Below are 25,431 nucleotides of genomic sequence, written 5' to 3'. Positions count from 1 at the left end.
CATCGACGCTTAGGCCCTCCTGTCCGCATCAGGCCTCGACATGGTTAACACCCTCTTAAAGCCTCGCGGGTTAGGATGGCGAGACCATCGAAATTCCGCACAGAGTTCCCTTCATGCCCTCGCGTATCACCTCCGAACTTGCCCAGCTCGCCCGCCTTGCGCGCGATGGCGGGCTCGATCTCAGCCAGGTTTCGCTGCGGGTGAAGGCCGATCTGCTGATGTCCTTGCCCAGGCCGCCGCAGGAGGATCTCGACGCCTTCCGCGAGATGGGGGAGGCTCTGATTCCCGCCATCGACGACGCCACGGCCGTGATCCTGGCGCGCAAGCTGGCCGGCTGGCGTTACGCACCTGTATCCGTGCTGCAGGCCCTGAAGTCGCGCGGCGGCGCGGTCGTCGTTGCGCTGCTGCGTCATGGCATGCCGCTCCCCACCACGGAAATCGAGGCCCTGGCGGAACAAGGCGATGACGAGATCGCGCTCGCTATCGCGGAACGCGCGGATCTGACCGCGACGGCGGCCCTGATCCTGGCCGATCGCGACCTGCGCCCGGTCGATCTGGCGCTGATCGCCAATGCCGCCTCGCCCCTGTCCCACATGGTGCTCGACCAGCTGCTCGCGCGCTCGCGCACCGAGCCCTCCTACGCCCAGCTCCTTCTGGCGCGGCCCGACATCGCCAGCGCGGACCTGGCGCCGCTTTATCTGCAGGCCGGCCCCCAACGGAAAACCGCGATCATCGAATCGCTGACGGCGCTGGAGTCCTTCGCCCCGGCGGAGCGCCGGCCGCAACTCGCGCCGGAGCTCTTTGCGGGCTGGCTCGCCACGGTGAGCGACGATCCCGCCGGCGCATTCGGCGCGATCGCGAGCTATGTCGGCGGCGGGCAGGCCCTGGCGGAAGCGATGGAAGCGGACACATCGCGCGATCTCGCGGCGCTGGCGTTGACGGCGGCCGGGGCGAGCGTTGAGGACGCGACGCGTTTTATGATCAGGCTCGGCGACGAAGCGGCCCATTCGGTCGACCGCATCTTCGCCCTCGTCGCCCTGATGCGCCTGGTGAGGCCGGCGGTGGCGCTGCGGATCATCATGCAGGTCGCGGGCGTGCGTGCGCCGGTCGTCAACCGCAGGGGCCGGCATCAGCCGGCGATGGATCCGAGCAATTCGCCAAATCGCGGCGGCGCCGCCAAGCCGGAGAGCCAGACGCTCATCTCCGATGTCATGCGCAAGCTCGGCCTGCGGCGCGAGGGCTGACCGACCAGATCAGGCTTCGACGAGATCGAGCCTGGGGTCGCCCTGCCGGTTCTCGATCTCGACCAGCCAGAGATCGGAATCGAAGCGCCGCTCGCGGGCGACGCGCTCCTCGATCGAGCCCGGATCCGCATCCAGGATGAGCTGGAAGCGCCGGTTACCCTCGTCATCAGCCAGCGATTGCGGCGCGGGGCCATAGAGCGCCGCGGTACCGTCGAGGCGATCGAGCTTGACGAATATCGCGCCGGCCTCGCTCGCGCCGCGCCGGCGCAACACCGCGACCAGCCCGTCATGTGCGGCCTGGCGCAGATAGGCCGAGACCCAGAAATCGCTCGTGAGGCGCGCCATGACCGAAATCCCCGAATGGATGTCGGTCCCGGCTAGAGCAGGATGCGAAAAAGTGGAAGCCGGTTTTTCGCAGCGATCCTGCTCTCACGCTTGGATCAGCGCCTTTGCGGCGCTGTCCAGCCGCAGCGATTGCGAAGGCTCAGCGCTGCGAGGGCTTGGCGCCGCGGATATCCGCCGGAGGCCGATTATCCCCGCCATTGATCAGATCGGCGATAGGATCGCGCACCGCGGCGCTGCGGGTCGCTGGCGCCGGCGCAGGGGCGGCAGTGGCCGGAGCCGTGCGCGGCACGTTGGTCACCGCGGCGGGCGGCCTGGGCTGCGTGGTCTCGCGGATGAGCTGCGTCAGATCGCTCGGACGGGCCGGCGGGACGAAACCCTGCGTGGAGGCCTGGCCCGATGCGGGCTGGGCGGCGGGCGTCACAGCCGCAGCGGGCGTCTCCGTGCGGCGCTCGCCCGAGCGCGCATAGGGCCCCTGCATCGGAGCCGACAGGATCGGAGCGGGGTGGCGCACCTTCTGCATCAGCATCGCATTGGCCAGGATCGCGGCTGCCACCGCGGTGAAGACCAGTAATACGAAGGCGCGGCCCGGGCGGCGGCCGACGGCCCGCCAGATCCGCGAGAGCCAGGGCGCCTTGCGGCGCGGCGGCGCGGCGCGTTTCATCGGCGCGGTCAGAGTGGAAGCGGAGCGGGCGCGGGCGGCTATCGTTGCGGACATGTTTGGCTCTTGATCAGGCGGTCAGACGGACGGGTTCTTTGGATTCGAGGCCGCGGCGCGGGGCGCGGGCGAAGGTCGTGATCTTGACCGGCAGGGAGCTCGCGGCGACGCCGCCGACCGGCAGCCTGACGGCAACGCGCGTGCCGACTCCCGGCGCGCTCTCGATCGTCAGTTTACCACCGTGAAGGCCGACAAGGCCGCGCACCACGGAGAGGCCCAGGCCCGTGCCTTCGTAGCTGCGGTCATAGCTGCCGCCCGCCTGGAAAAAGGGCTCGCCCAGCTTCGGCAGGTCGGTGGCGGCGATGCCGATCCCGGTATCGGCAACCGAAAGGTCGATCATATCGCCGTCGCGAACCACCGCGAGCACGATGCGGCCATTGACGGGCGTGAACTTCACCGCATTGGAGAGCAGGTTGATCATGACCTGCTTCAAGGCGCGGCGATCGCCCAGAACGGGCGGCAAGTCAGGCCCCAGCACCCGCTCCAGCGAGACCTGGCTCGCCTCGGCGCGCAGCGCCATCAGCGCGCAGCAATCCTGGGCCACGGCAGCGATGTCGATCGGCTCCTGCTCGATCGTCATTGCACCGCTCTCGATTTTGGAGATGTCGAGCAAGGTGTTGACGACATCGAGCAGGTGATGCCCCGAGCCGTGGATGATCTTGGCGTATTCCTGGCGCTTCTCAGCGTCGAGCCATTCCTGCGTATCATTGCTCAGCATCTCGGAGAAACCGATGATGGCGTTCAGCGGCGTACGCAGTTCATGGCTGACGGTCGCGAGGAACTGGCCCTTGACGTCGCTGGCCTTCAAGGCCTCGGCATGACCGCGGGCACGCTCCTCTTCCAGCGCCTGGCGGGCCGTGATGTCGCGCATCACGCAGACCACCGCCACGCCGTCCCTGGCGCCGGCGTCCTCGATCCGGTGCGCGCGCATCTCCAGCCAGAGCGAGACCGGTGCCCGGGCGTTGGCGTCGCCGCTGCGCGGCACGAAGAGCGTCCGGAAGCAGGCTGTGGCCGCACCGCCGCCATGGGCCGCGTCGCTCAGCGCCTTGAGGAAGAGTGGCCGGTCGGCGATGTGTACCCGCTCGAACAGGCCGCGCCCGCGCAAATCCTGCGGATCGGCTCCGGCGAGCGCCTTGGCCGCGGCATTGGCGAACAGGACGGAGCCGCCGGCATCGTGCCAGGTGACGAGATCGCCGACATTGTCCAGCAGGAGCTGGGCGCGCGCATCGGAGGCGCGATGCTCGCGCAATTCGTCGTCGCGCCGGTGCAGGAAGCCGATGGCGACCGCCATCGCGTACAGGATCGCGATCATGACGAAGCTTGGCATCATGCCCGAGGTCCAGGGTGCCGGCGCCGCGAAGGCGCCGAGCTGCTGCAATATCACGACACTGCCGAGCGCAATGGCGGCGATGGCGCTGGCGCGCGCCACATAAGGCCGCGAGCCGAAGAACATCGCCTCGGTCGGCACGGCCGCCAGCCAGAGCAGCAAGGGCGACCCCGCGCCGCCTGTCATCCCGGCAAGCGCGGCGATGAACAGCGCCAGCGCGCTCGCCGAGATGCAATGGGCAATGTCGAGCCGGCCGCTGCGCGAGAGCGCGACGACCGCGATGAGCGGCAGGGCAGCGGCGATCATGACGAGAGCTTCGAGCGTGCCCAAGGTTCCGCGCCAGGCGAGATAGGCCGGCGCCAGGCCGAGCGCGACGGCGCCGACCATGAGGCGCGTCAGGATGAAGCGCTCATGCCGCATGCGCTCGAGCGAGTTCGGCAGCACCGATGCGTGCACCAACGCCGCCACCTGTGTCCTGATCGCAGACATCGTCATGAGAAACCGCAAACGCCTGACCTTCTGAGGGCTGGTTCGCCCGTGTTGCAGCGATCCTCGCCACCGCCGGTTTAAGCGGGGCTTAAGGCCACGGCCCGGCAACACCGGCCCGGCGCCGCAGATCAGCGAATAATTCGATTGATTTCAGCGGCTTGTGGAAAATCAAAAAGCTACACCGCACAGTGACGATGTTGCTGGCAGGGTGAATGGAAACTGAAGATCGCATCGCGCATTTGCTTCAAATGCGCGGCTTCGGGATGACGCGATCTTTTGGGTTCGCAGGCTATGGTGCCGGCGGGTTCGGGAAAGACAGCGACCGCTCTTAGGTCTTTGATGCGGGAACGGGGACGAAGCATGGCCTATATTCTGCGCAGCCTGGCGGTGATCGGCGTGATCGCGCTGAACTCGCCTGTCCATGACGGGAAGTCGATGGCGAGCAGCGCCGTCGATGCGGCGCGCGGCGTCGCGAAATCCGCAGGCCGGATCGACAGCCACGGCGCCGTGCAAAGCCTCACCGCCGCCCGCGAGGCCGCGCAGATCCTTGCCGGACTCGATCCGGACACGCGCCAGCGCGTCTTGTCGCTCGCGCTGCCGGGAGCCACCCCCCGCCCCGGAACCTCCGAGCAGGACAGCAAGGCCGGCTTGCGTTAAGATCGGCAGGTGCAGAGCGCCTGCGGCACGCCGACGCTTGACGACGCAGGGGGACGCGCCGAAGACGCTGTCTGCCACGTTCCTGAACGACGGGAGCCGGCATCCTCATTGCGCAGCGTGGACATGAGCACCAACCTCGACGAGATCATCGCCAATTTCGAGCTGCTCGACGATTGGGACGACCGCTATCGCTATCTGATCGAACTCGGCAAAGGCCTGACGCCCTTGCCCGAGGCGGACCATAGCGACGCCAACAAGGTCCGCGGCTGCGCCAGCCAGGTCTGGCTCGTGGCACAGCGCGAGGGCCCGGCCGGCCCCGACAGCGTGCTGCATTTCAGCGGCGACAGCGACGCGCATATCGTGCGCGGGCTGGTGGCGCTGGCGCTCGCCATCCATTCGGGCCGGACCGCGAAGGAGATCCTCTCGACCGACGCTTTCGCCATCTATGAACGCCTGGGCCTCGCCGCCCATCTCACGCCGCAGCGCTCGAACGGCGTCCGCGCCATGATGGAGCGCATCAAGGCCGACGCGCGCGCCGCCGCCCAGGGGTGAGCTGGAGAAGGTTGAGCTTGAGGAGGTTGACTTCCAGCCTCACGGCAGAACAGGCCGGTCGATGATTTGCCGCAGCGCAAAGCTCGATTGAATTCGCGCGACATGCGGCAGTCGAGAGAGCTGGGATTTATGCACATTCTCGAAATCTTCGACGTCGCTCGCAACGACTGTCAGCAGATAATCGTCGGCACCGGACATTAGAAAACACCGGAGCACGGACGGGCAACGTGCCACCGCCTTCTCGAAAGCGGCGAGCGCCTCTTCGCTTTGACTGTCCAAAGCGAGCCGAACGATGACCGTGACCCCGAGTCCGAGAGCCTTTTGACTGAGGCGGGCGTGATAGCCGACAATGACTCCCTCTTCTTCGAGCGTGCGCTGCCTCCGCGCAACGGCCGTCGCCGACAACCCGATCGTCTCAGCAAGTTTGACATGGCTCGTCCGACCATCTCGGACGAGCTCCTTCAGCAACGCGCGGGAGAGATGATCGAGGGGCATGAGATTCTGGACCTGAAGTGCAGCTCTGCGCAGGAAAGCAACAGCTTTCGCCCATGCTACGCCGTTATCACGCGCCGCCTACTGAAAAATCGACGCGTAACGCAGGAAACGCCGTGACGAAGCGCGATATGCTGAACCCATAAACCAATGGGAGGGGTGCTATGCGTGTCGGCGTTCCGAAAGAAATCAAGGTTCACGAATACCGCGTCGGGCTGACGCCCGAAGCCGTGCGAGAATACGTATCCGCCGGCCATGCGGTGATCATCGAGACGGGAGCCGGCGCTGGCATTTCGGCGTCAGACGCCGCCTACGAGGCCGCCGGCGCTCGCATCGTGGCGAGCGCGGCCGACGTGTTTGCCGAGGCCGACATGATCGTGAAGGTCAAGGAGCCGCAGCCGGGCGAATGGGCGCAGTTGCGAGAAGGCCAGATCCTGTTCACCTATCTGCATCTCGCTCCCGATCCAGCGCAGGCCGCCGGTCTGGTCGAATCCGGCGTTACAGCCATAGCCTATGAGACCGTCACGGACCGCTTCGGCGGCCTGCCTCTTCTTGCGCCGATGAGCGAAGTCGCGGGGCGGCTGGCGATCGAGGCTGCTGCGGTTTCTCTCAAGCGCCATGCAGGAGGACGTGGCATGTTGATTGGCGGCGTGCCCGGCGTGCCCCCGGCGCGCATCGTCGTGATCGGAGGCGGCGTCGTGGGAACGCATGCTGCGCGCATGGCGGCAGGCCTCGGTGCGGACGTGGTGATCCTGGATCGATCGCTTCCGCGCTTGCGGCAACTCGACGAATTGTTCGGCGGTCGGGTGCGCACGCGCTTCTCGACGCTCGACGCGATCGAGACGGAAATATTCGCCGCCGACGTTGTCATCGGGGCCGTGCTCATCCCGGGTGCCGCGGCGCCCAGGCTCGTGTCGCGAGCACAATTGTCGGGCATGAAGCGCGGCGCGGTGCTCGTCGACGTCGCGATCGACCAAGGCGGTTGCTTCGAGACCTCGCGCGCAACCACCCATGCCGATCCGACCTATGAGGTCGACGGCGTGATCCACTATTGCGTCGCGAACATGCCGGGGGCGGTTCCGCTCACCTCGAGCTATGCCCTGAACAACGCCACTCTGCCATTCGGGCTCGCCCTGGCCTCGAAAGGCCTCGATGCCATTCGCAGCGATCCTCACCTCGCGGCCGGCCTCAATATCCATCGCGGGGAGATCACGAATGCTCCGGTCGCGGCGAGCCTTCAGAAGCCTTACAGGTCGGCAGAAGAGGTTTTGGCTCTGTAGGAGCGAGCGAGATCGGCGCGCCCTTCCAGATGGGCGCGCTGAGCGTGACGATGGTCTCGACGCTGAAGAAGGAGGAGGTCGACCCCAGCGTCATCCTGGTCGCCAGGACAATATCGACCAGCCTGAAGCCAAGCTGTCCCGGCGGTGCGGACCCGCTCGATCGCGCTGATGCAGCGTCGGCAGATGTCCAAATTTTATGCAAAATCAATGCCTTGCCATATCAGTATCCAACCTTCTGATATAGATCACATCTATCGTTGCTCCATTATTGGGCACCCCCTAAGCTCTCGGGCATGAAGGGCGATAAACGCCCCGTCTTCAGGGAGGTGACGATGATGCGCCTGGGCGCCTGGATGCTTGTCGCTTCGCTGTTGATTCCAGCGCTGCCGCTATCCCCCTCTTCCGCGGCGGCGCAGGGCATTCCGCAGAACATTCCGCGCAAGGAACTCCTGATCCTCGAGAACCCGGAAGGGACGATCAAAAACGCGGGCTGGTTCAACATCTGGGCGATCAACGCCGGCAGCCAGTCGAACGGGCTGCAACAGGCAGCGCTCGACACGCTCTGGTACATTGATCCTGAAAAGGGCCTGGACGGTGCCTGGGACAATTCCCTCGCCGCGGAGAAGCCGGTCTACAATGCCGAGTTCACCGAGATGCGCGTCAAATTGCGACGCGGCCTGTTCTGGAGCGACGGCGTCGAGTTCAGCTCGGCAGACGTCAAGGCGACGGTCGACATCCAGGTCAAGAATCCGAACATGCGCTTTTCGGCCGTGCTGGCCAATAATGTCGCCTCCGTCGAGGCGCCCGATGCGGAAACGGTGATCTTCAAGCTGAAGAAGCCGAACTCCCGCTTCCACACCAACTTCACAGTGCGCTGGGGCGCGATCTGGATCCTGCCGAAGCATGTCTTCGACAAGGTCGAGGACCCCGCGAAGTTCGACTTCAACAAGCCGGTCTCGCTCGGCGCCTATACGCTGCACTCCTTCGATCCCGATGGTAAATGGTACATCTGGCAGTTGCGCGACGACTGGCAGCGCAGCTCGCTCGGCCGCCACGGCAAGCCGGGACCGAGATATCTCGCCTATATCGACCCCGGCCCACCCGACAAGCGCGTCATCGCCCAGCTCAACCATGAGCTCGACGTCATCCACGACATCGCCCCCGAAGGGATGTTCGCACTGGCGAAGCAGGACAAGGGCACACGCGCCTGGTTCAAGGGCTTCCCCTACGGCCATCCGGACCCGACCCTGCCGGCGGTGATCTTCAACACGCAGAACGAGCAGCTGAAGAACCGCGACGTGCGCTGGGCGCTGGCGCTGATGATCGACATCAAGGCGGTGACGATGGCAGCCTATCGCGGCGCCGCGACCATCTCGGCGATCGCCGTGCCACCGACCGGCATCCATCCCGAGGCCTATCACAAGCCGATGGAGGCCTGGCTCAAGGATTTCGAGATCGATACCGGCAAGAGCAAGGTCAAGCCCTACGACCCGACGGTCGGCAAGCAGATCGCCGACATGCTGCGCCCCTCCATGGGCGACCAGATCCCCTCCGACCCGGCGGTGATCGGCAATTCCTTCGGCCTCGGCTGGTGGAAGACCAATGTCACCGCGGCGGGTGAGTTGCTGACGCGCGCCGGCTTCCGCAAGCAGGGCAACCAGTGGCTGACGCCCGACGGCAAGCCCTTTGTGGTCAGGCTCATGGTCGAGGGCGACCTCCGGCCGGTGATGACGCGGGCCGGCACGATGATCGTGCAGCAATGGAAGCAGGCCGGCATCGATGCGCGCATCGACGTCGCGCAGGGCACGCTGCTGACGCGGCGCGCGGCCGGCGATTTCGACGCCTTCATCGGCTGGAGCGTCGAGACCTGGGGCGGCCATCAGGACCTGTCCTATTTCATGGACAGCTGGCATTCCCAGTTCGTCGCCGAGCCCGGCAAGTCGCAGCCGCTGCGCAACTGGCAGCGCTGGACTCATCCAGAACTCGACAAGATCATCGAGGACATTCGCAAGATCGACTTCGACGATCCCAAGGGCGTCGAACTCGGCCGCGACTACGTCAAGCTGATGACCCGCGAAATGCCGATCATCCCGCTGATGGCCTACAACGTCTTCACCGCGATGGATCAGACCTACTGGAAGGGCTACCCGACCGCCGATGATCCTTACGCCAATCCGGTCACGAACTGGGGCAACTCGCGCTACATGTTCGTGCGCCTGAAGCCGGCCAACTAAGAAACCCGGGCCGCCTCGCCGGGCGGCCCGCCTTCTTCCCAAGTCAATCGCCAGCCGGGGACGCCTTGCGTCGCACGGACCGGTGGAGCTTTCGGGATCGCATGAGCGCCTATTTTGCCTATTTCGCGAAACGGCTGGTCCAGTTCGTCGTGGTCGTCTTCATCGGCGTCAACCTCGCCTTCGCGATCACCCATGCCTCGCCGATCGACCCGGTCGAGCAGTCGATTGCGGCAGTGACCTCCTTCGGCAGCACCGCGCCTGAGGCGATCGCGGCGATGCGCTCCTCGCTGCAGGAGCTCTACGGGCTCAAGGGGACGCTGGCCGAACAATACGTCACCTTCTGGAGCCGGGTCCTGCGCGGCGATTTCGGCCCCTCGCTCTCCGCCTTCCCGACCCCGGTCTCGACCCTGATCGGCCGGGCGCTGCCCTGGACGGCGGGGCTGCTGATCGTCTCGACTTTGATCACCTGGGTGCTGGGCAATCTGCTCGGCGGGCTCGCCGGCTACTACCAGCGCAACCGCACGCTGAAGCTGATGGGCGTCGTCGCCATGGGCGTCCATCCGATCCCCTACTACATCGTTGCACTGATGCTGCTCATCATCTTCGGCTTCCTCTGGCCGGTGCTGCCGATCACCGGCGGGTCGGCGATGAACCTGCAGCAGGGCTGGAACTGGGCCTTCGTCTCGAGCGTCGCCCGGCATTCGATCCTGCCGGCGCTCTCGCTCATCCTGATCGGCCTCGGCAGCTGGTTCCTCGGCATGCGCTCGCTGGTCTCGAACATCGTGACCGAGGACTATGTCGTCTATGCCGAGACCGCCGGGCTCGACAGCCGCCGGGTGCTCGGCTCCTACGTCATGCGCAATGCGCTGGCACCGCAGGTGACCGGGCTCGCCATGTCGCTCGGCGGCATCTTCAACGGCGCCGTGATCACCGAGAAGGTCTTCGGCTATCCCGGCGTCGGCACCCTCCTCGTCGACGCGGTCTATGCTGCCGACTACGGCCTCGTGCTCGGCGTCACCACCGTCTCGATTATCGCCGTCTCGGTCGGCGTCCTGGTCATCGATCTGCTCTACCCGCTGATCGACCCGCGCGTGGAGCTGCGCTGATGCTGGCCATCCTGCGCGACCTCATCCGCTACAATCTCGAATTCCGGATCGGCCTGGTGCTCGTCGGCATCGTGGTGGTGATGGCGGCGCTCTCCGTCGTCTCACCTTATCCGGCGGGCGACGTCTATGTCGTGCCGCCCGACCTGCCGCCGTCCACTGCCCATTGGCTCGGCACGACCTCGCGCGGGCAGGACGTGTTCTGGCAGCTCACGGCGGCGATCCGCAACACGCTCTTCTTCGGCATCATGGTCGCAGCGCTGTCACGGGTGATCGCGCTCGTCGTCGGGCTGCTCGCCGGCTACAGCGGCGGCTGGATCGACCGGGTGCTGATGTCGATCAACGACACCTTCATCATCATCCCGCTCTTCCCGATCCTGATCCTGTTCTACTTCGTGCTGCGCGATTCGATGTCGACGCCGCTGCTCGCCACCATCATGGCCTGCCTCGGCTGGGCCTATGACGCGCGCCTGATCCGCTCGGTCGCGCTCAGCCTCAAGACGCGCGAATTCACCCAGACCAGCATCTTCTCGGGGATGAAGACGCACGAGGTCCTGGCGCGCGAGCATCTGCCTTACGTGTTGCCCATCGTGTTCTCGACCACGATGAACAACATGAACTGGTCGATCGGCATCGAGGTCACCCTCGCCGTCCTCGGCTTCACCGACATCAACACGCCGACCATTGGCGGGATGATCTACTGGGCCAACCAGCACACGGCGCTGGTCGCCGGCATCTGGTGGTGGATCGCCTTTCCCATCGCGCTCGTGGTGATGACCTTCGTCGGCCTCTTCCTGCTCGCCGTCTCGATGAACGAATACATCGACCCACGCAGCCGCCTGGCCCGGATGGGGGGCAGCCGATGAGTGGTGCGGCCGATCCGGTGCCGGTGCTCGAGGTCCGCGACCTGCAGGCGCATTTTCGCACCCATTATTTCGGCGTCAACCGCGAGGTCAGGGCGGTGGATGGCGTCACCTTCGATGTGAACCGCAACGAGATCTATGGCCTGGCAGGCGAGTCCAGCTCCGGCAAGACGACGTTGATCAAGACGATTGCCGGGCTGCTGAAGCCGCCGCTCGAAATGGTCGGCGGCTCGGCCCGCTTTTCCTTCCTGCCGGGCTGGGATGCGCTCGGGCGGGCGCCGCCGGAGGTGGTACGCGCCATCCGCTGGCGGCACCTCTCCTACATCATGCAAGGCTCGATGAATGTGCTGAACCCGCTCAGGCGGATCAAATACAGCTTCCGCGATTTCGCCTGGCGCCATCTCGGCGGCAGCAAGGTCGAGTTCGACGCCAGGGCGGCGGCGCATCTCGAGCGCGTCAAGCTCGATCCTTCCGTGCTCGCCGCCTATCCCCACGAGCTCTCCGGCGGCATGCGCCAGCGCGTCACCATCGCGCTCGCGACGATCTGCAAGCCGGATTTCATCATCGCCGACGAGCCGACGACGGCGCTCGACGTGGTCGTACAGAAGGACGTGCTGGGGATGATCCGCACGATCCAGCGCGAAATGGGCTCGAGCGTATTGTTCATCACGCACGACATGGGCGTGCATGCGGCGCTGACCGACCGTCTCGGCATCATGTATGCCGGGCGACTGGTGGAGGATGGCGAGACGCTCGAGATCTTCGCGCGCCCGCTGCATCCCTATACGCGCCACCTGATCGGCAGCCTGCCGCGCATCGGCGATACCGAGCAGCGCGAGGGCCTGGAGGGCACGCCGCCCAACCTCGCTGCCCCGCCGCCGGGCTGCCGCTTCCATCCGCGCTGCCCGCTCGCCATGCCCGTCTGCACGACGATCGTGCCGGCCATGGTCGAGACGCTGCCCGGCCATCGCGTCGCCTGTCACGCGGTCAATCCGGGGATGGCGGCATGAGCGCGCTCATCGAGCTCGACCGGGTCAGCAAGAGCTTCTCGCGCGGCGGGCTGTTCTCGACGCAACGCGTCGAGGCGGTGAAGGAGGTGAGCTTCGCGCTCGAAACGAACAAGCCGGAGATCTTCACCGTGATCGGCGAGTCGGGCTCCGGCAAGTCGACGCTGGCGCGGATGGTCCTCGGCATCCACACGCCGAACTCCGGCAAGGTCCGGCTCGGGGGGCGCGATGTCGAAACCTACGAGCGGCGCGCCTTCATGGCGGAGGTCCAGCCGATCTTCCAGAACCCGTTCGAGGCGTTCAATCCGCTGAAGCAGCTCGACCGCTATCTGTTCATGACAGCCGAACGTTTCGGCGGAGCCTCGGGCAAGAGCGCAGCCGAGGGGCAGGCCGACGGGGCGCTCAGGCAGGTCGGGCTGTCGCTGGCCGAGATCAGGGGGCGGTTCCCGCACGAGCTTTCCGGCGGCCAGCTCCAGCGCGTCGCCATCGCCCGCGCGCTCGTCGCCAAGCCCCGTCTGATCGTCGCCGACGAGCCGGTCTCGATGGTCGATGCTTCGCTGCGCATGTCGATCGTCAACCTGTTCGGCCGGCTGCGCGACGAGCTCGGCCTGTCGATCGTCTACATCACCCACGACCTCGCCACCGCCTACTACATCAGCGACCGGCTGATCATCATGCAGAAGGGCGTGGTGGTCGAGCAGGGGCCAGCGCGCGCCGTGCTCTCGGCGCCCACCCATCCCTATTCCCGCCAGCTCCGCGACGCCGTGCTCACGCCCGACAGCGCCGGGGCCTTCCGTGCCGATCATCCACGCAAAGCCGTTGCTACACCCGGAGCCACGTCATGAGAAAAGCCAGCATCACCTTCGACCGCGCCTTCGCCATCGGCGACACCGACCCGCGGCTCTTCGGCGCCTTCGTCGAGCATCTGGGCCGCTGCGTCTATGGCGGCATTTACGAGCCCGGCCATCCCAGTGCCGACAAGCGCGGCTTCCGCAAGGACGTGCTCGATCTCGTCAAGGAGCTCGGCCCGACGATCATGCGCTATCCGGGCGGCAATTTCGTCTCCGGCTACAACTGGGAGGACGGGGTCGGCCCGGTCAAAGACCGGCCCGCGCGGCTCGATCTCGCCTGGTTCACCACCGAGCCGAACAGCTTCGGCACGAACGAGTTCATCGACTGGTGCCGGGCAGCGAAAATCGACCCCATGCTCGCCGTCAATCTCGGCACGCGAGACGGCGATGCGGCGCGCAATCTCGTCGAATACTGCAACCATCCCGGCGGCACGGCCTGGTCGGATCTGCGCATCAAGCACGGCTGGAAGAAGCCGCACGGCGTGAAGTTCTGGTGCCTCGGCAACGAGGTCGATGGCCCCTGGCAGATGGAGCACAAGACGGCGACGGAATACGGGCGCGTCGCGCATGAGGCGGCGAAGATGATGCGCTGGATCGACCCGTCGATCGAGCTCGCCGCCTGCGGATCCTCGGGCCGCAATATGCCGACCTATGGCCGCTGGGAAGACGAGGTGCTGGAGCACACTTTCGATCAGGTCGAGTTCATCTCGCTGCACACCTATTTCAACAACTATGCCGGCGACACCAAGGCCTTCCTCGCCAGTCCCGACCTGATGGATCAGTTCATCGAGGAGGTCGTCGCAATCTCCGACGCCGTTGCGGCGCGGCGCCGCTCCGACAAGCGCATCATGCTGAGCTTCGACGAATGGAACGTGTGGTACCGGACGCGGCGCGTGCGGGCCGACCGCGTCAAGGAAGGCTGGCCGGTGGCGCCACCGATCCTCGAGGAAATCTACTCCATGGAGGACGCGCTCGTCTTCGGCGGCGCCTGCATCTCGCTTCTCAATCACGCCGATCGCGTGAAGACCGCCTGCCTCGCGCAACTTGTCAACGTCATCGCCCCGATCATGACCGAAACCGGTGGCCCGGCCTGGCGCCAGACGATCTTCTGGCCCTTCGCGCAGATGAGCCGGCTGGGGCGCGGGACCGTGCTCAAGGCCATCGTCAAATCCGAAAGCTACCAGGCCTCCTATTTCGATCCGCGCGGCAAGCAGGACCTCTACTATCCGATTGACGCGCCCTATCTGAAGGCGTCGGTGGTCAGCGACGACAAGGGCGTCTCGCTCTTCCTGCTCAACCGCGATCTGGAAGGCAGCCTCGACGTCACGGTCAATGCGCGCGGCTTCGGCAAGCTCAAGGTCGCCGAGGCGACCGAGTTGCGCCACAAAGATCTGAAGGCGGTCAACAGCAAGAAGGAGCCGCTCAAGGTCAAACCGGCGTCATTGAAGGGCGTCTCGACCAAATCGGATGAGATCACCTTGGAATTGCAACCGGCCTCGTGGAATGTGATCAGGCTCGAAAGCTGACAGAACGGCGCTCACGGGGATGAACGAAAACCCGCCATCACTGCATCGCGGACGCCGCAGCAATGGCAGCAGAGCGCCGCGCGCCGAGGGCCGGCAGGACCTTGGCTTCCTCGTCGTCAATGCGGACCGCCAATATCAGGTGCTGCGCGGCTTAGCCTCCCCGGTCAGGCTGCGCATCCTGAGACTGCTCAACCGGCAGGGACCGAAGAACATCAACCAGATCGCCGAGGCGCTAGGCCTGCCGCAATCCACGATTGCGACCAATGTCCAGGTGCTCGAAGAGGCTGAGCTGATCTCGACGTCGCTCGGCAAGGCAGCCAAAGGGCAGCAAAAGATTTGCGCCGCGCGCTATTCCGAGATCGTCGTCAATCTTGATCCCGACGACCCTAGCCGCGACCACAACATCGTCGAGGTCGAAATGCCGCTCGGGCTCTATACGAGTTCCAACGTCTCGGCGCCTTGCGGGTTCTGCTCGACCGAGCGCATCCTCGGCGTGCTCGACGTGCCGGAGCTGTTCCTCGATCCGCGCCGGGTGCAGGCCGCACTGATCTGGTTCGGCCGGGGCTATGTCGAATACAAATTCCCGAACAACGCCAAAGTGCTGAATCGGGCCATCGCGGCACTGGAATTCGAGATGGAGATGTCGTCGGAGGTGCCCGGCACCAATGCCGATTGGCCTTCTGACATCAGCCTCTGGATCAATGAGCGCAAGGTCGGCACCTGGACATGTCCCGGCGACTATGGCGATCGCCGCGGAACCTATACGCCGCCCTGGTGGAAGCTCGAAGGTTCCCAATACGGCATCCTGACGACCTGGCGTATCACCGCAGAAGGCACCTTCCTCGGCGAGCGCAAACTCAGCGATATCGCGACGACCGATCTCGACCTTGATCGCCACCATTCGATCCGGCTGCGCATCGGCATCGACGATAAGGAGGGTCGGCCGGGAGGGGTCAACATTTTCGGCCGCGGCTTCGGCAACCACAACCAGGACATCAAAATGCGGCTGCATCTGTACGCTACGAACGCCCTGCCTCACATCGCGACCTGAGACCCGATCGCCGGCACAAACGAAGAATTCGCTTTGCGCCGATTATGCAGCGGCCGCGGCCTGACGACAGCCTCAAGATCGCCGCGCCCCAAAATCGCCACTTCACCGTCGATGCTGCGTCGGCATGAAGATACTGACAGCATCCACACTTGCCCTCGCGCTTGGCGCCTGCGCAAGCACCTCCGAACCCATCGTTCAAGATCGCTCGCGTTGCGACGCGTACGGTTTCCAGCGTGGCACTGATGCTTTTGCGCACTGCGTCATGACGGCTGACCGCGACCGGCAGAAACGCACGGAACGGCATGGCGAAAGAAGCGGCCCCATCGCTCAGGAAGAATAGCGGACCCCGACCCCCGGTCGAATCAGAGTGCCGGCGCCCGTAGAGCCAAGGACTATCCACCGCCGGTGGCCGATCTCCCGCCGCGCAGACGACGTTGCTTGAGAAGGCATGTCCGATTGGAAGGAAGGCGCTGGCGCCCGATGAACTGGCAGAGTGCCTTTATTGCGGAGGCGGCCGTGCGTTTGCCACGATGAGCAACGCCCCTCCGGCCAGGTTTGACACCGCCAAACCATCTGGGTCCTCCTGAGTTTACTCTGCAGGTCGCGCGCTTTTCGGGTGCGTGCGTGAGAATTGCCGCGTTTCTCCGAATCGCGAAAATGCTCTAGCTCTTTGTTTTATCGCATTTTCTTCACGCGAGCCGGTGTCCGCTTCACTCGAAAATGCTCTAGTCAGCTGGAAATCGGTCACTGACGTTTCGTCGATATGAGCATCCGATGGAATGCTATGCCTTCGCGGCGGTGGTCTATGCCGTGTTCAGTTATGACATGGGCTCCTACAGCCGCTTCCTTGAGTGCCGCCTCAAAACCGACAACGACCGCAGCCCGACCGCCTGAGCGGTCCCCCTCCCGCGACAGGAGCACCGGCACCCTCATGCCGAGCTATCCCGACACCTTCTATGCTCGCACCATTGCGACGAGGCACGACCGGCCTCCCCTGCGCGGACCTGTCGAGGTCGAGACCTGCATCGTCGGCGGCGGGCTGGCCGGGCTGACCTGCGCGTATGAACTCGCCCGCGCTGGGCGTTCGGTCGCGGTGCTGGAGGCGCAAGCCGTCGGCTGGGGCGCGTCGGGGCGCAATGGCGGCTTCGTCGGCTCGGGCTATTCGCGCGGCTACGCCTCGATCGCCGGCGCCATCGGCGAAGACAAGGCCCGCACTCTGCACAGGCTTTCGATCGAGGGCATGCGCATCGTCGCCGACACGATCCGTGACCTCGGCGTGACGGACAGCGTCGCGCCCCTTCCCGGCAAGGTCGCCGCCGTCCGTTACGACAGCGGCGACAGGCTGCAGCGGACTGCAGAGCGGCTGGCGCGCGACTTCGGCTACGACGTGGAATTCTGGCCCCGGGAACAGGTTCGCGAGGTGCTGCGCTCGCCGAGCTATCATAAGGCTCTGTTCGATCCCAATTCCTTTCACATCCATCCGCTGAACTATGCCCGCGCGCTCGCCGACGCGATCGAGGCGCTGGGCGGGCTGGTCCTCGAGGATGCCCGCGTCGTCTCGGCCGATCTTTCGGGTGCGCAAAAGCGTGTCGCCACCGCGGGCGGATCGGTCACAGCGAAGAATGTCGTGATTGCCTGCGGCGGCTACACCGACGGGCTGGTGCCGAAGCTGCGCGCCAGCCATTTGCCGATCGCAACCTATGTGCTGACGACCGAAGCCGCGCCCGATGCGCTGGCGCAGGTCATAGGCACGCGCGCCGCCGTCAGCGACGACCGCCGCGCCGGGGATTACTACCGCCTGGTCGAGGACGGGCAGCGCCTGCTCTGGGGCGGGCGCATCACCACCCGGACCAGCGAGCCGCGCGATCTCGCAGCGCTGCTACGCCGGACGATGATCGCGACCTATCCGCAGCTTGCGGAGCTGAAGATCGAGATGGCCTGGTCGGGCCTGATGTCCTATGCGCGGCATCTGATGCCGCAGATCGGCCGGCTCGGGCCCGGTGTCTGGCATTGCATGGGCTTCGGCGGGCACGGCCTCAATACGACGGCAATTGGCGGGCGCGTCGTCGCAGAGGGCATTCTGGACACAAGCGACCGCCACACCCTGTTCGAGCCCTTCGGCCTGGTCTGGAACGGCGGCCCCTTCGGTACGGCCGCTGTCCAGGCAACCTATTGGAGCTATCAGGTCGCCGACTGGTGGCGCGAGCGACGGACGCCTTGAATGCATCCGTTCAGGCTGAACGCCGATGAGGCCTTGTATCGCCCGCCAGGATTTCGCGGCACCGCCATGGCTGATCGTCCACGCCGATGAGCGGGACCAAACGCGAAAAAGGCCGCCGGCAAGCCGGCGGCCTTCTGAATTCCAGGGCGAGCGCCCTGGAGCAATTTCCGATCCGATTGGATCGTTCAATTGCTCCAGCTCCTTGTTTTAACGCGTTTTCTTCACGCGAACCGGTATCCACTTCGCTCGAAAACGCTCTAACGCCTGCGCGCAACCGGCCCGCTGCCGTGTGTCGTCTCAGCGGCGCTTGCGGCGCTGCTGGCCGAGGCCCATCTTCTTGGCGAGCTGCGAGCGCGCTTCGGCATAGTTGGGGGCGACCATCGGATAATCGGGCGGCAGGCCCCACTTCTCGCGGTACTGCTCCGGGGACATATTGTATTGCGTCCGCAGATGGCGCTTCAGCGACTTGAACTTCTTTCCGTCCTCAAGGCAGATCAGGTAATCGGCCGTGATCGACTTCTTGACCGGAATCGCGGGCTTGGGCGCCTCTGCCGGCAGGACCGGAGCGGCACCGCCAACAACGCGGCTCAGCGCAGCATGCACATCACTGATCAGAGCAGGTAATTCGGATACAGGGACAGAATTGTTCGAGACATAGGCCGAGACGATGTCAGCCGTCAGCTCGATGAAATCCGAACCGTCATTATCAGTCATGATAGCATCACTCCTTATGTGTTTCTTGGACCAAGGCCTTGCCTGATCGCCCACGCCGGTCAAGGCGCTGATGCCTACGCTGATAACGGCCGGCGGTTGGTCAAGAACCTGCAGCCATAGAATCATCCCAAGCGGATCGATCAGATAGTCATGTAGTCGATACTCAACGACTCCGCAAGTGAATGAGTCGACGCGAATACGATCGCAGGCAAGCAATATCGCAACAGGCTTAAATGCAGTGATGCTCGGCACTATGCAGGCGCGTGCATTAGCGCTCGTCATGGTTGTCTTGTCAGATATGACAACCATCTCTACCAGTCATCGGCGACAGGGGATCATGGTGCCTTCAATGAGCGCAGCGAAATATTCAGAAAACATTTTAAGGTCTTCGTCGCGGCGGAGAATCATGCCTCCGCGAGCCGAGATCCGCACGCAGACGAAGACCGTCCACGGCGTGGAACTTCGAGACGACTATGGCTGGCTGCGCGCCTCGAATTGGAAAGATGTGCTGCGTGACCCGGACGCGCTGCCGAAGGACATTCGAGACTATCTCGAAGCCGAAAACACCTATTGCAAGACGCTGATGGCCCCGACGCGCCCGCTGCAGCGCGCGCTCGTCAAGGAAATGCGCGGGCGGATCAAAGAAGACGACACCAGCGTGCCGCAGCCCGACGGCCCGTTCCTGTATTATTCGCGCTATCGCAAGGGCGGCGAACATCCCCTGATCTGCCGCAAGCCGCGCCACGCCAAGGCCGGGAGCAAGCCGCGCGAGCAGATCATGCTCGACGCCGACGCCCTCTCCGAGGGCAAGGATTTCTTCGACCTCGGCGACGCCAGTCACAGCCCCGACCACAACCTGCTCGCCTGGAGTGCCGACGAGGCCGGCTCGGAATTGCACAGCATCCGGGTCCGCGATCTCGCCACTCGCGAGGATCTGGAAGACCGTATCGACGATACAACCGGAGAGATGGTCTGGGCGCGCGATTCACGCTCCTTCGCCTATGTCCGGCTCGATGCCGACCACAGGCCGTCCAGGGTCTTCCGACACCGTCTTGGAACGGATCCTGCGAGCGATGAGCTCCTGCATGACGAAAGCGATGCCGGCATGTTCGTCGACATCGACGAAACCCAGTCGGGCCGCTTCCTGCTGATCTCGATCGGCGATCACGAGACCTCGGAGATCCGGGTCGTCGATCTCGCTTTGCCCGATTCACGGCCGGTGACGATCGCCCCGCGCCAGCTCGGCCGCCAGTACAGCGTCGAGCATCACGGCGAGGCGTTCCTGATCCTGACCAATGCCGAAGGCGCCGAGGACTTCAAGATCGTCACCGCCCCCCTCGCCTCGCCCGGGTCCGAGCAGTGGCGCGATCTCGTGCCGCACAGGCAGGGAACGCTGATCCTCAGCCATCTCTGTCTCGCGGGCCGATTGATCCGGCTCGAGCGCGAGGACGGCCTGCCGCGCATCGTGATCCGCGACCTCGCCAGCGGCAGCGAGAGCCAGATCGCCTTCGATGAAGAGGCCTATGGCCTGGGCCTCGACGCCGGCTATGAATTCGAGACCGACAGCCTGCGCTTCATCTACGCCTCGATGGCGCGGCCGGCCGAGACCTATGATTACGACATGGCGACCGAAGAGCGCACTCTGCTGAAACGGCAGGAGGTGCCGTCCGGCCATGACCCGGCGGCCTATCGCGTGCGCCGCATCTTCGCGACAGCCAAAGACGGCGCCAAGGTGCCGGTCTCCCTGCTGCACCGGGCGGATACAAAGCTCGACGGCTCGGCGCCCTGCTTGCTCTATGGCTATGGCTCCTATGGCTCGGCGATGTCGGCCTCGTTCCGGACGCGGCCCCTGAGCCTGGTCGATCGCGGCTTCGTCTACGCCATCGCCCATGTGCGCGGCGGCACCGACAAGGGCTGGCGCTGGTATCTCGACGGCAAGCGCGACAAGAAGACCAACACCTTCACCGATTTCATCGCCGCCGCCGAGGCGCTCATCGAAACGGGCTTCACGGCGCGCGGGCGCATCGTGGCGCAGGGTGGCAGCGCCGGCGGGATGCTGATGGGCGCCGTCGCCAACATGGCCCCGAGCCTCTTCGCCGGCATCCTCGCCGAGGTGCCCTTCGTCGACGTGCTCAACACGATCCTCGACGACACCTTGCCGCTGACCCCGCCGGAATGGCCGGAATGGGGCGATCCGATCCGCGATGTCGCAGCCTTCGAAACGATCCGCAGCTACTCGCCCTATGACAACGTCCAGGCCCAGGCCTATCCACCGATCCTGGCGATGGGCGGCCTCACCGATCCGCGCGTGACCTATTGGGAGCCGGCGAAATGGGTGGCGCGGCTGCGCGCGACCATGACCGGCGGCGGCCCGGTGATGCTCCACACCAATATGGAGGCCGGCCATGGCGGCTCGGCCGGGCGCTTCGATTCCCTGAAGGAAACCGCCCTATCCTATGCCTTCGCGATCCAGGCCATCGGAGAAGCCTGGCCCAAGGCGGGTGGGCAAGAGGCTGGTGGGCCAGAAGCCTGATCAGACGCCGAGGCGGCTCTTCTCGCTGGCGAGATAGATCTTCAGCTCGTCCATCGAGGCGAAGTTGTAGTCGCCATCGGGCGTGCGCGCCTTGATCGAGCCATCGGCGAAGATGGTGAAATGCGCGTCGCCGACCTGATAGGCGCCGACGATGCCCTCCTCCGAGGCGGCCGGCGGCGCGGCGGCGGGAGCCTCCTCGCCAGGAGCTTCCTCGCCGACAGCGTCCTCGCCGGGCCTGGCCGGCGCGGCATCATCTTCGCCGGCATGGTCTTCGGGCAGCTCGCTCGCCGCAGCCGCAGCCGGCTCGGCCTCATGCTCTTGCCCTTGCTCTTGCTCTTGCGCCGGCACCTCGACGCCATGCGTCACAGGCGGCCATGGCGGCAGCTCGGCCTCGATCTGCGGCGCCTCAGCCGGAGTCGGGGCTGAATCATGCGCGTCATCATGATCATGCGCATCGCCATCATCGGGGAACCAGGAATCGTGCTTTCGCGAGGGCGGCGCCATCCAGGCCGCGGCGGATTCGATCGCTTCGGGATCGCGAGCTGCCGATAGCGGTGTCTCCGTCTCGGCCGGAGTGGAGGCCGCGCCCGGCTCGCCGAGCTGCAAGCGCTTGGACAGACTGTCACGCAAGGCGCCGAACTCGTCATCGAGCCCCGTCATGCTCGAAGCGGCGGATTCGCGGGATCGCGGCTCCGGCTCCGGCCAGTGCAGCAACTCCTCGAAAGAGCTTTCGAGATCGCTCTGCGCGGAACCGTGCGGCTCGGCCTCGGTCTCGATCGAAGCCTTGACCTTGGCCTGCAATGGCTCGGCCGCCGCTTCAGCGGTCGACTCGGTCTTGCCCGCATCCGCCGCCTCGAGAGCAGGCTCCTTCGCTTCCTCCCCAGCCGCCACGGACTCCGCTTCCGACGGCTCGGCCGACTTCGGCTCTTCAGATGGAGCCGAGCTTGCAGCCTCTGCCACCGGCGACGACGACGCTTCCTCATGCGCGAGCAGCTCGCTGAAGAAATCAGGCTCATGCTCGGCCGCCGCCCCCGCTTCGGGCGAGACGTCCGGTTGCGCCGCATGCGCGGCGCTGCCGGCGAGAACGGCCGCGCCGGCACCTGCCGCCAGACCAAGCCCCGCAACCGCTCCCGCTGTCGGCCCCGCAGTCCCTTGGCCGCGATGGGCAGCACCTTCAGCGGGAACCGGCTCGCCGCCGGCCATCGAAGCGAGCGATGCCGCCAGCACGGCGTTGGACAGGTTCGTCCTGACGCGGCGGATCTCGACCAGCACATAGGCCAGCATCAGCATGAGCAGGCCGGCCGTCGCGGCGATCGCACCGATGATCACCTCGGTGAAACCGCGCTCGAGCACCAGATAGGGCCAGCCATCGACGATGGCCGCAGCGCCGCCACCGAGGAAAGCAAGGCCCAGCAAGATGAAGATCGTGATCAAAGCAGCATTCCTGACAAGACGGCCGAAATGGCCGACGATGGCACAGGCATTCCAGCCATCTTCTAACACATTGAATAAGAGAGAGTTTCGATAACGCGCCCGGATAGGACGATGAATCGGGCGTCAATGAGGCGCGACCATTCTCAAGACATGGCCCATTCCTCGGCTGAAGCGGTTGCCCATGGCGTGGCGGAGGCTTAACTAGCGTATGGAATGGCGGGCCGCTCCACCAAGGCGTACCGGCTCAAACCGTTCACCGGAAAGCCATTCTCAGTTCAAGCGATTTGACAGCCCAAGGAGAGGCAACAATGTCCTTTACCCTTCCCGATCTGCCCTACGCCCATGACGCGCTCCAGCCCTTCATGTCGAAGGAAACGCTGGAATTCCACCACGACAAGCATCATCTCGCCTATGTCACCAACGGCAACAACGCGATCAAGGGCACGGAATTCGAGGGCAAGTCGCTCGAGGAGATCGTCAAGGCCTCGTTTGGCAAGAACCCCGCCGTGTTCAACAATGCCGGCCAGCACTACAACCACCTGCACTTCTGGAAATGGATGAAGCCCAACGGCGGCGGCAAGCTGCCGGGCGCGCTCGAGAAGGCGATCGTCGATTCCTTCGGCTCGGTCGAGAAGTTCAAGGAAGACTTCGTCGCCGCCGGCGTCGGCCAGTTCGGCTCGGGCTGGGCCTGGCTGGAAGTGAAGGGCGGCAAGCTCGCCATCTCCAAGACCCCCAATGGCGAGAGCCCGCTGGTCCATGGCGCGACCCCGATCCTGGGCGTCGACGTCTGGGAGCACTCCTACTACATCGACTACCGCAACCGCCGTCCCGACTATCTCAAGGCTTTCCTCGAGAGCCTGGTGAACTGGGACTACGTCGCCGAGCTCTATGACGGCGCCAAGGCCTGAAGCCTTCGAAGCCTGAGACAGATATGCAAACGGGGCCCTCGCGGGCCCCGTTTCGCGTTGGCGCGAGCGACCGGCCAGAGCAGGATGCGAAAAGTGGGAACCGGTTTTTCGCTTCGATCCTGCTCTCACTTTTAGATGAGAGACGGATTCAGATGTCAGATGGCTCTAGGCGGCGACGCTGTGCAGGAACTGGTCGACCGTGGCGCGCAGGCGCAAAGCCTGGGCCGCGACCTCTCCCGCCGCGCCCCTGACCTGCTCCGCCGATTGCCCGGTCTCCTCGACGCTGTCGGCGAGCACGCTCAGATCACTCGACACCGACAGGGCCGAGGAGCTCGCCATGGCGACGCCGCTGGCGATCTCACCCGTCGCGATGGCCTGCTGCTCGATCGAGGTCGCGACCGAATTGGCGAAGCTCTCGATCGCACCCATGCGCTCGGCGATGTTCTGGATCGCGCCGACGACCTCGCCGGTCGCGCCCTGGATGGCGCCGACCTGCGCGACGATGCGGTCGGTGGCGTCCGCCGTTTGTGAAGCGAGGCTCTTGACCTCGGCGGCGACGACCGCGAAGCCACGACCGGCCTCGCCGGCGCGGGCCGCCTCGATGGTCGCGTTCAGCGCCAGGAGATTGGTCTGGGCCGCGATGTCGCGGATCAGGTTCACCACCTCGCCGATGGCGCGCGCCGTCTCGTCGAGCGCACGCACAGAGCTTGCCGTGTCGCGCGAGACGGAGGCCGCCTCGACGATCTCGGCGCGGACACGCCGGACCTGGAACTCGACCTCGCGAATGGCCGCGCCCATCTCCTCGGCAGCCTGGGCGGCGTTCTCCACATTGACGGACGCCCCTTGCGAGTTCTGCGCGGCGCGCGCCGCACGGCCCGAGGATTCCGCCGCGACGCGGGCAAGGCCGTCGGAGGCCTCGCTCATCCGGTCGGCATTGCTCTTGAAGGCTTCCAGCGCGACGCCGACCTCGGCGCGGAACAGCGCGATCGCCTCATCGACGCGCTGCTGGTGCTGGCGTCGCTCCGTTTCCGAGACATGCTGCTTCTCCTGCAGGACCGCACGCTCGCCGAGCCGGACCTTGAGGATGCCGAGCGCATGAGCGATGGCACCGATCTCGTCACGCCGGCCGAGGGCGTCGATCGGCGTGTCGAGCTTGCCGTCGGAGATGCTGACGATCGCCCGCGTCATGCTTTTCAGCGGCTTCATGGTGCGCGAGAGCGAGATCCAGAGCAGCGGCCCCAGCACCAGCAGGATGGCGATGCCGAAGCCGATCGTCGCGACCTGTTCCCAGGTGGATCTCGCGACCAGGCGCGTCTTGTCGAAGCGAACCGCGATATAGCCGATCTGCTTCTGGATTCCGCCGACCTTCACCACATGCAGCTTCGTGACATAGGTCTGATCCTCGATCTCGGTCGAGGTCACGCCCGCCATGACGTCCCAGGGCGCACGGCCGAGCGCGGCGGTCAGCGCACGTGGTGTCAGCGACAGGCGCGCCTCCTCGGTGCGGCCGGCCCCCGCCAGGACCGAAAGATCGTCGGCCACGATGCCGGAATCGAAATCGGGATCGCGCCGCAGGGATTCCAGAATGTATCCCAGCGTGGTGGTGTCGCGCGCCAGGATCAGCGCCGGCGACGCATTGACGACCATGGTGGTCAGCGCCGTCATCTTCTGTTCCAGGTCGCCGCGCGTCTTGGTGTCGTTATAGCGCGCGACGGCGACCACGACGAAAACGATGGCGATCGCGACGAGAGCCACCGCCGCGCCGGCGATCTGGCTGCCCAGCGATTGGGCGACGCCGTCCCTGGCCGCGAGCGCTTGGGCAGGGGTCGCTGCCTTGTCGGCCCGCTTGAACCATTTCATTGCGCAGATGTCTCCCCGCTGTCGC

The 25,431-nt window shown here is 65.4% G+C and carries 22 protein-coding genes; 15 read left to right on the top strand and 7 right to left on the bottom strand.

Annotated elements, in window-relative coordinates:
- The first annotated feature begins 113 nt into the window (after positions 1 to 113).
- Complete coding sequence (locus BHK69_RS11685; RefSeq protein WP_069690249.1) at positions 114 to 1,244, top strand: hypothetical protein; 1,131 nt, start codon at positions 114 to 116, stop codon at positions 1,242 to 1,244.
- 9 nt (positions 1,245 to 1,253) lie between these two features.
- On the opposite strand, the gene BHK69_RS11680 is transcribed toward BHK69_RS11685, so the two are convergent.
- From BHK69_RS11680 to BHK69_RS11670, 3 genes are all read right to left on the bottom strand, one after another.
- Positions 1,254 to 1,589, bottom strand: a complete 336-nt coding sequence (locus BHK69_RS11680) for a DUF1491 family protein (protein WP_069690248.1) — start codon at positions 1,587 to 1,589, stop codon at positions 1,254 to 1,256.
- A gap of 139 nt (positions 1,590 to 1,728) precedes the next feature.
- The gene (locus BHK69_RS11675; RefSeq protein WP_148663383.1) at positions 1,729 to 2,304 is read right to left on the bottom strand and encodes a hypothetical protein; all 576 of its coding nucleotides are present in this window, start codon (positions 2,302 to 2,304) and stop codon (positions 1,729 to 1,731) included.
- 13 nt (positions 2,305 to 2,317) lie between these two features.
- Entirely contained in the window at positions 2,318 to 4,126 is a 1,809-nt protein-coding gene (locus BHK69_RS11670) for a sensor histidine kinase (RefSeq protein ID WP_083269267.1), read from the bottom strand.
- 354 nt (positions 4,127 to 4,480) lie between these two features.
- Between BHK69_RS11670 and BHK69_RS11665 the strand changes: the two genes are divergently transcribed.
- Together BHK69_RS11665 and BHK69_RS11660 are read left to right on the top strand one after the other, a co-directional pair.
- The gene (locus tag BHK69_RS11665; RefSeq protein ID WP_069690245.1) at positions 4,481 to 4,777 is read left to right on the top strand and encodes a hypothetical protein; all 297 of its coding nucleotides are present in this window, start codon (positions 4,481 to 4,483) and stop codon (positions 4,775 to 4,777) included.
- Positions 4,778 to 4,900: 123 nt separating this feature from the next.
- Positions 4,901 to 5,329: a SufE family protein gene (locus tag BHK69_RS11660; RefSeq protein WP_069690244.1), complete on the top strand. Its 429-nt coding sequence runs from the start codon at positions 4,901 to 4,903 to the stop codon at positions 5,327 to 5,329.
- A 39-nt stretch (positions 5,330 to 5,368) separates the two neighbouring features.
- Here BHK69_RS11660 and BHK69_RS11655 read toward each other — a convergent pair whose 3' ends face one another.
- Positions 5,369 to 5,824, bottom strand: coding sequence for an Lrp/AsnC family transcriptional regulator (locus tag BHK69_RS11655; protein ID WP_069690243.1), 456 nt, complete (start codon positions 5,822 to 5,824; stop codon positions 5,369 to 5,371).
- Between the two features lie 161 nt (positions 5,825 to 5,985).
- Here BHK69_RS11655 and ald point away from each other — a divergent pair, with 161 nt between their 5' ends.
- From ald to BHK69_RS11605, 10 genes are all read left to right on the top strand, one after another.
- On the top strand, positions 5,986 to 7,101 hold the full coding sequence (gene ald, locus BHK69_RS11650; RefSeq protein ID WP_069690242.1) for an alanine dehydrogenase: 1,116 nt from the start codon (positions 5,986 to 5,988) through the stop codon (positions 7,099 to 7,101).
- 29 nt (positions 7,102 to 7,130) lie between these two features.
- A complete protein-coding gene (locus BHK69_RS11645; RefSeq protein ID WP_069690241.1) occupies positions 7,131 to 7,340 on the top strand; it encodes a hypothetical protein in 210 nt (69 codons plus the stop codon).
- A 96-nt stretch (positions 7,341 to 7,436) separates the two neighbouring features.
- The gene (locus BHK69_RS11640; RefSeq protein ID WP_083269841.1) at positions 7,437 to 9,335 is read left to right on the top strand and encodes an ABC transporter substrate-binding protein; all 1,899 of its coding nucleotides are present in this window, start codon (positions 7,437 to 7,439) and stop codon (positions 9,333 to 9,335) included.
- Between the two features lie 101 nt (positions 9,336 to 9,436).
- The gene (locus BHK69_RS11635) at positions 9,437 to 10,441 is read left to right on the top strand and encodes an ABC transporter permease (RefSeq protein ID WP_069690240.1); all 1,005 of its coding nucleotides are present in this window, start codon (positions 9,437 to 9,439) and stop codon (positions 10,439 to 10,441) included.
- Positions 10,441 to 11,304: an ABC transporter permease gene (locus BHK69_RS11630; protein WP_069690239.1), complete on the top strand. Its 864-nt coding sequence runs from the start codon at positions 10,441 to 10,443 to the stop codon at positions 11,302 to 11,304. The genes BHK69_RS11635 and BHK69_RS11630 overlap by 1 nt, the downstream gene beginning before the upstream one ends.
- Complete coding sequence (locus BHK69_RS11625) at positions 11,301 to 12,311, top strand: ABC transporter ATP-binding protein (protein WP_069690238.1); 1,011 nt, start codon at positions 11,301 to 11,303, stop codon at positions 12,309 to 12,311. Before BHK69_RS11630 ends, BHK69_RS11625 begins: the two co-directional genes overlap by 4 nt.
- Positions 12,308 to 13,153, top strand: a complete 846-nt coding sequence (locus tag BHK69_RS11620) for an ABC transporter ATP-binding protein (RefSeq protein ID WP_069690237.1) — start codon at positions 12,308 to 12,310, stop codon at positions 13,151 to 13,153. Before BHK69_RS11625 ends, BHK69_RS11620 begins: the two co-directional genes overlap by 4 nt.
- Positions 13,150 to 14,685 (top strand): arabinosylfuranosidase ArfA, encoded by a 1,536-nt coding sequence (gene arfA / locus BHK69_RS11615; RefSeq protein WP_069690236.1) that lies wholly within the window; start codon positions 13,150 to 13,152, stop codon positions 14,683 to 14,685. The genes BHK69_RS11620 and arfA overlap by 4 nt, the downstream gene beginning before the upstream one ends.
- Positions 14,686 to 14,704: 19 nt before the next feature.
- A complete protein-coding gene (locus BHK69_RS11610) occupies positions 14,705 to 15,736 on the top strand; it encodes an ArsR/SmtB family transcription factor (RefSeq protein ID WP_083269266.1) in 1,032 nt (343 codons plus the stop codon).
- A gap of 931 nt (positions 15,737 to 16,667) precedes the next feature.
- Entirely contained in the window at positions 16,668 to 17,957 is a 1,290-nt protein-coding gene (locus tag BHK69_RS11605; protein WP_148663382.1) for an NAD(P)/FAD-dependent oxidoreductase, read from the top strand.
- Between the two features lie 297 nt (positions 17,958 to 18,254).
- Here the strand turns inward: BHK69_RS11605 and BHK69_RS11600 are convergent, their stop codons facing one another.
- Entirely contained in the window at positions 18,255 to 18,671 is a 417-nt protein-coding gene (locus tag BHK69_RS11600; RefSeq protein ID WP_069690235.1) for a Ros/MucR family transcriptional regulator, read from the bottom strand.
- A gap of 406 nt (positions 18,672 to 19,077) precedes the next feature.
- Here BHK69_RS11600 and BHK69_RS11595 point away from each other — a divergent pair, with 406 nt between their 5' ends.
- Positions 19,078 to 21,204, top strand: coding sequence for a S9 family peptidase (locus tag BHK69_RS11595; RefSeq protein WP_069690234.1), 2,127 nt, complete (start codon positions 19,078 to 19,080; stop codon positions 21,202 to 21,204).
- Here the strand turns inward: BHK69_RS11595 and BHK69_RS11590 are convergent, their stop codons facing one another.
- Positions 21,205 to 22,638, bottom strand: coding sequence for a prolipoprotein diacylglyceryl transferase (locus BHK69_RS11590; protein ID WP_148663381.1), 1,434 nt, complete (start codon positions 22,636 to 22,638; stop codon positions 21,205 to 21,207). It abuts the gene before it with no gap.
- 308 nt (positions 22,639 to 22,946) lie between these two features.
- Here BHK69_RS11590 and BHK69_RS11585 point away from each other — a divergent pair, with 308 nt between their 5' ends.
- A complete protein-coding gene (locus tag BHK69_RS11585) occupies positions 22,947 to 23,546 on the top strand; it encodes a superoxide dismutase (protein ID WP_069690232.1) in 600 nt (199 codons plus the stop codon).
- Positions 23,547 to 23,711: 165 nt separating this feature from the next.
- Here the strand turns inward: BHK69_RS11585 and BHK69_RS11580 are convergent, their stop codons facing one another.
- On the bottom strand, positions 23,712 to 25,406 hold the full coding sequence (locus BHK69_RS11580) for a methyl-accepting chemotaxis protein (RefSeq protein WP_069690231.1): 1,695 nt from the start codon (positions 25,404 to 25,406) through the stop codon (positions 23,712 to 23,714).
- Between the last annotated feature and the right edge of the window lie 25 nt (positions 25,407 to 25,431).

The organism is Bosea vaviloviae (assembly GCF_001741865.1).
In the GTDB taxonomy this organism is placed as follows: Bacteria; Pseudomonadota; Alphaproteobacteria; order Rhizobiales; family Beijerinckiaceae; genus Allobosea; species Allobosea vaviloviae.
Note: the sequence above shows the minus strand (reverse complement) of the source record. Positions and strands in the feature narration are given on the sequence as shown.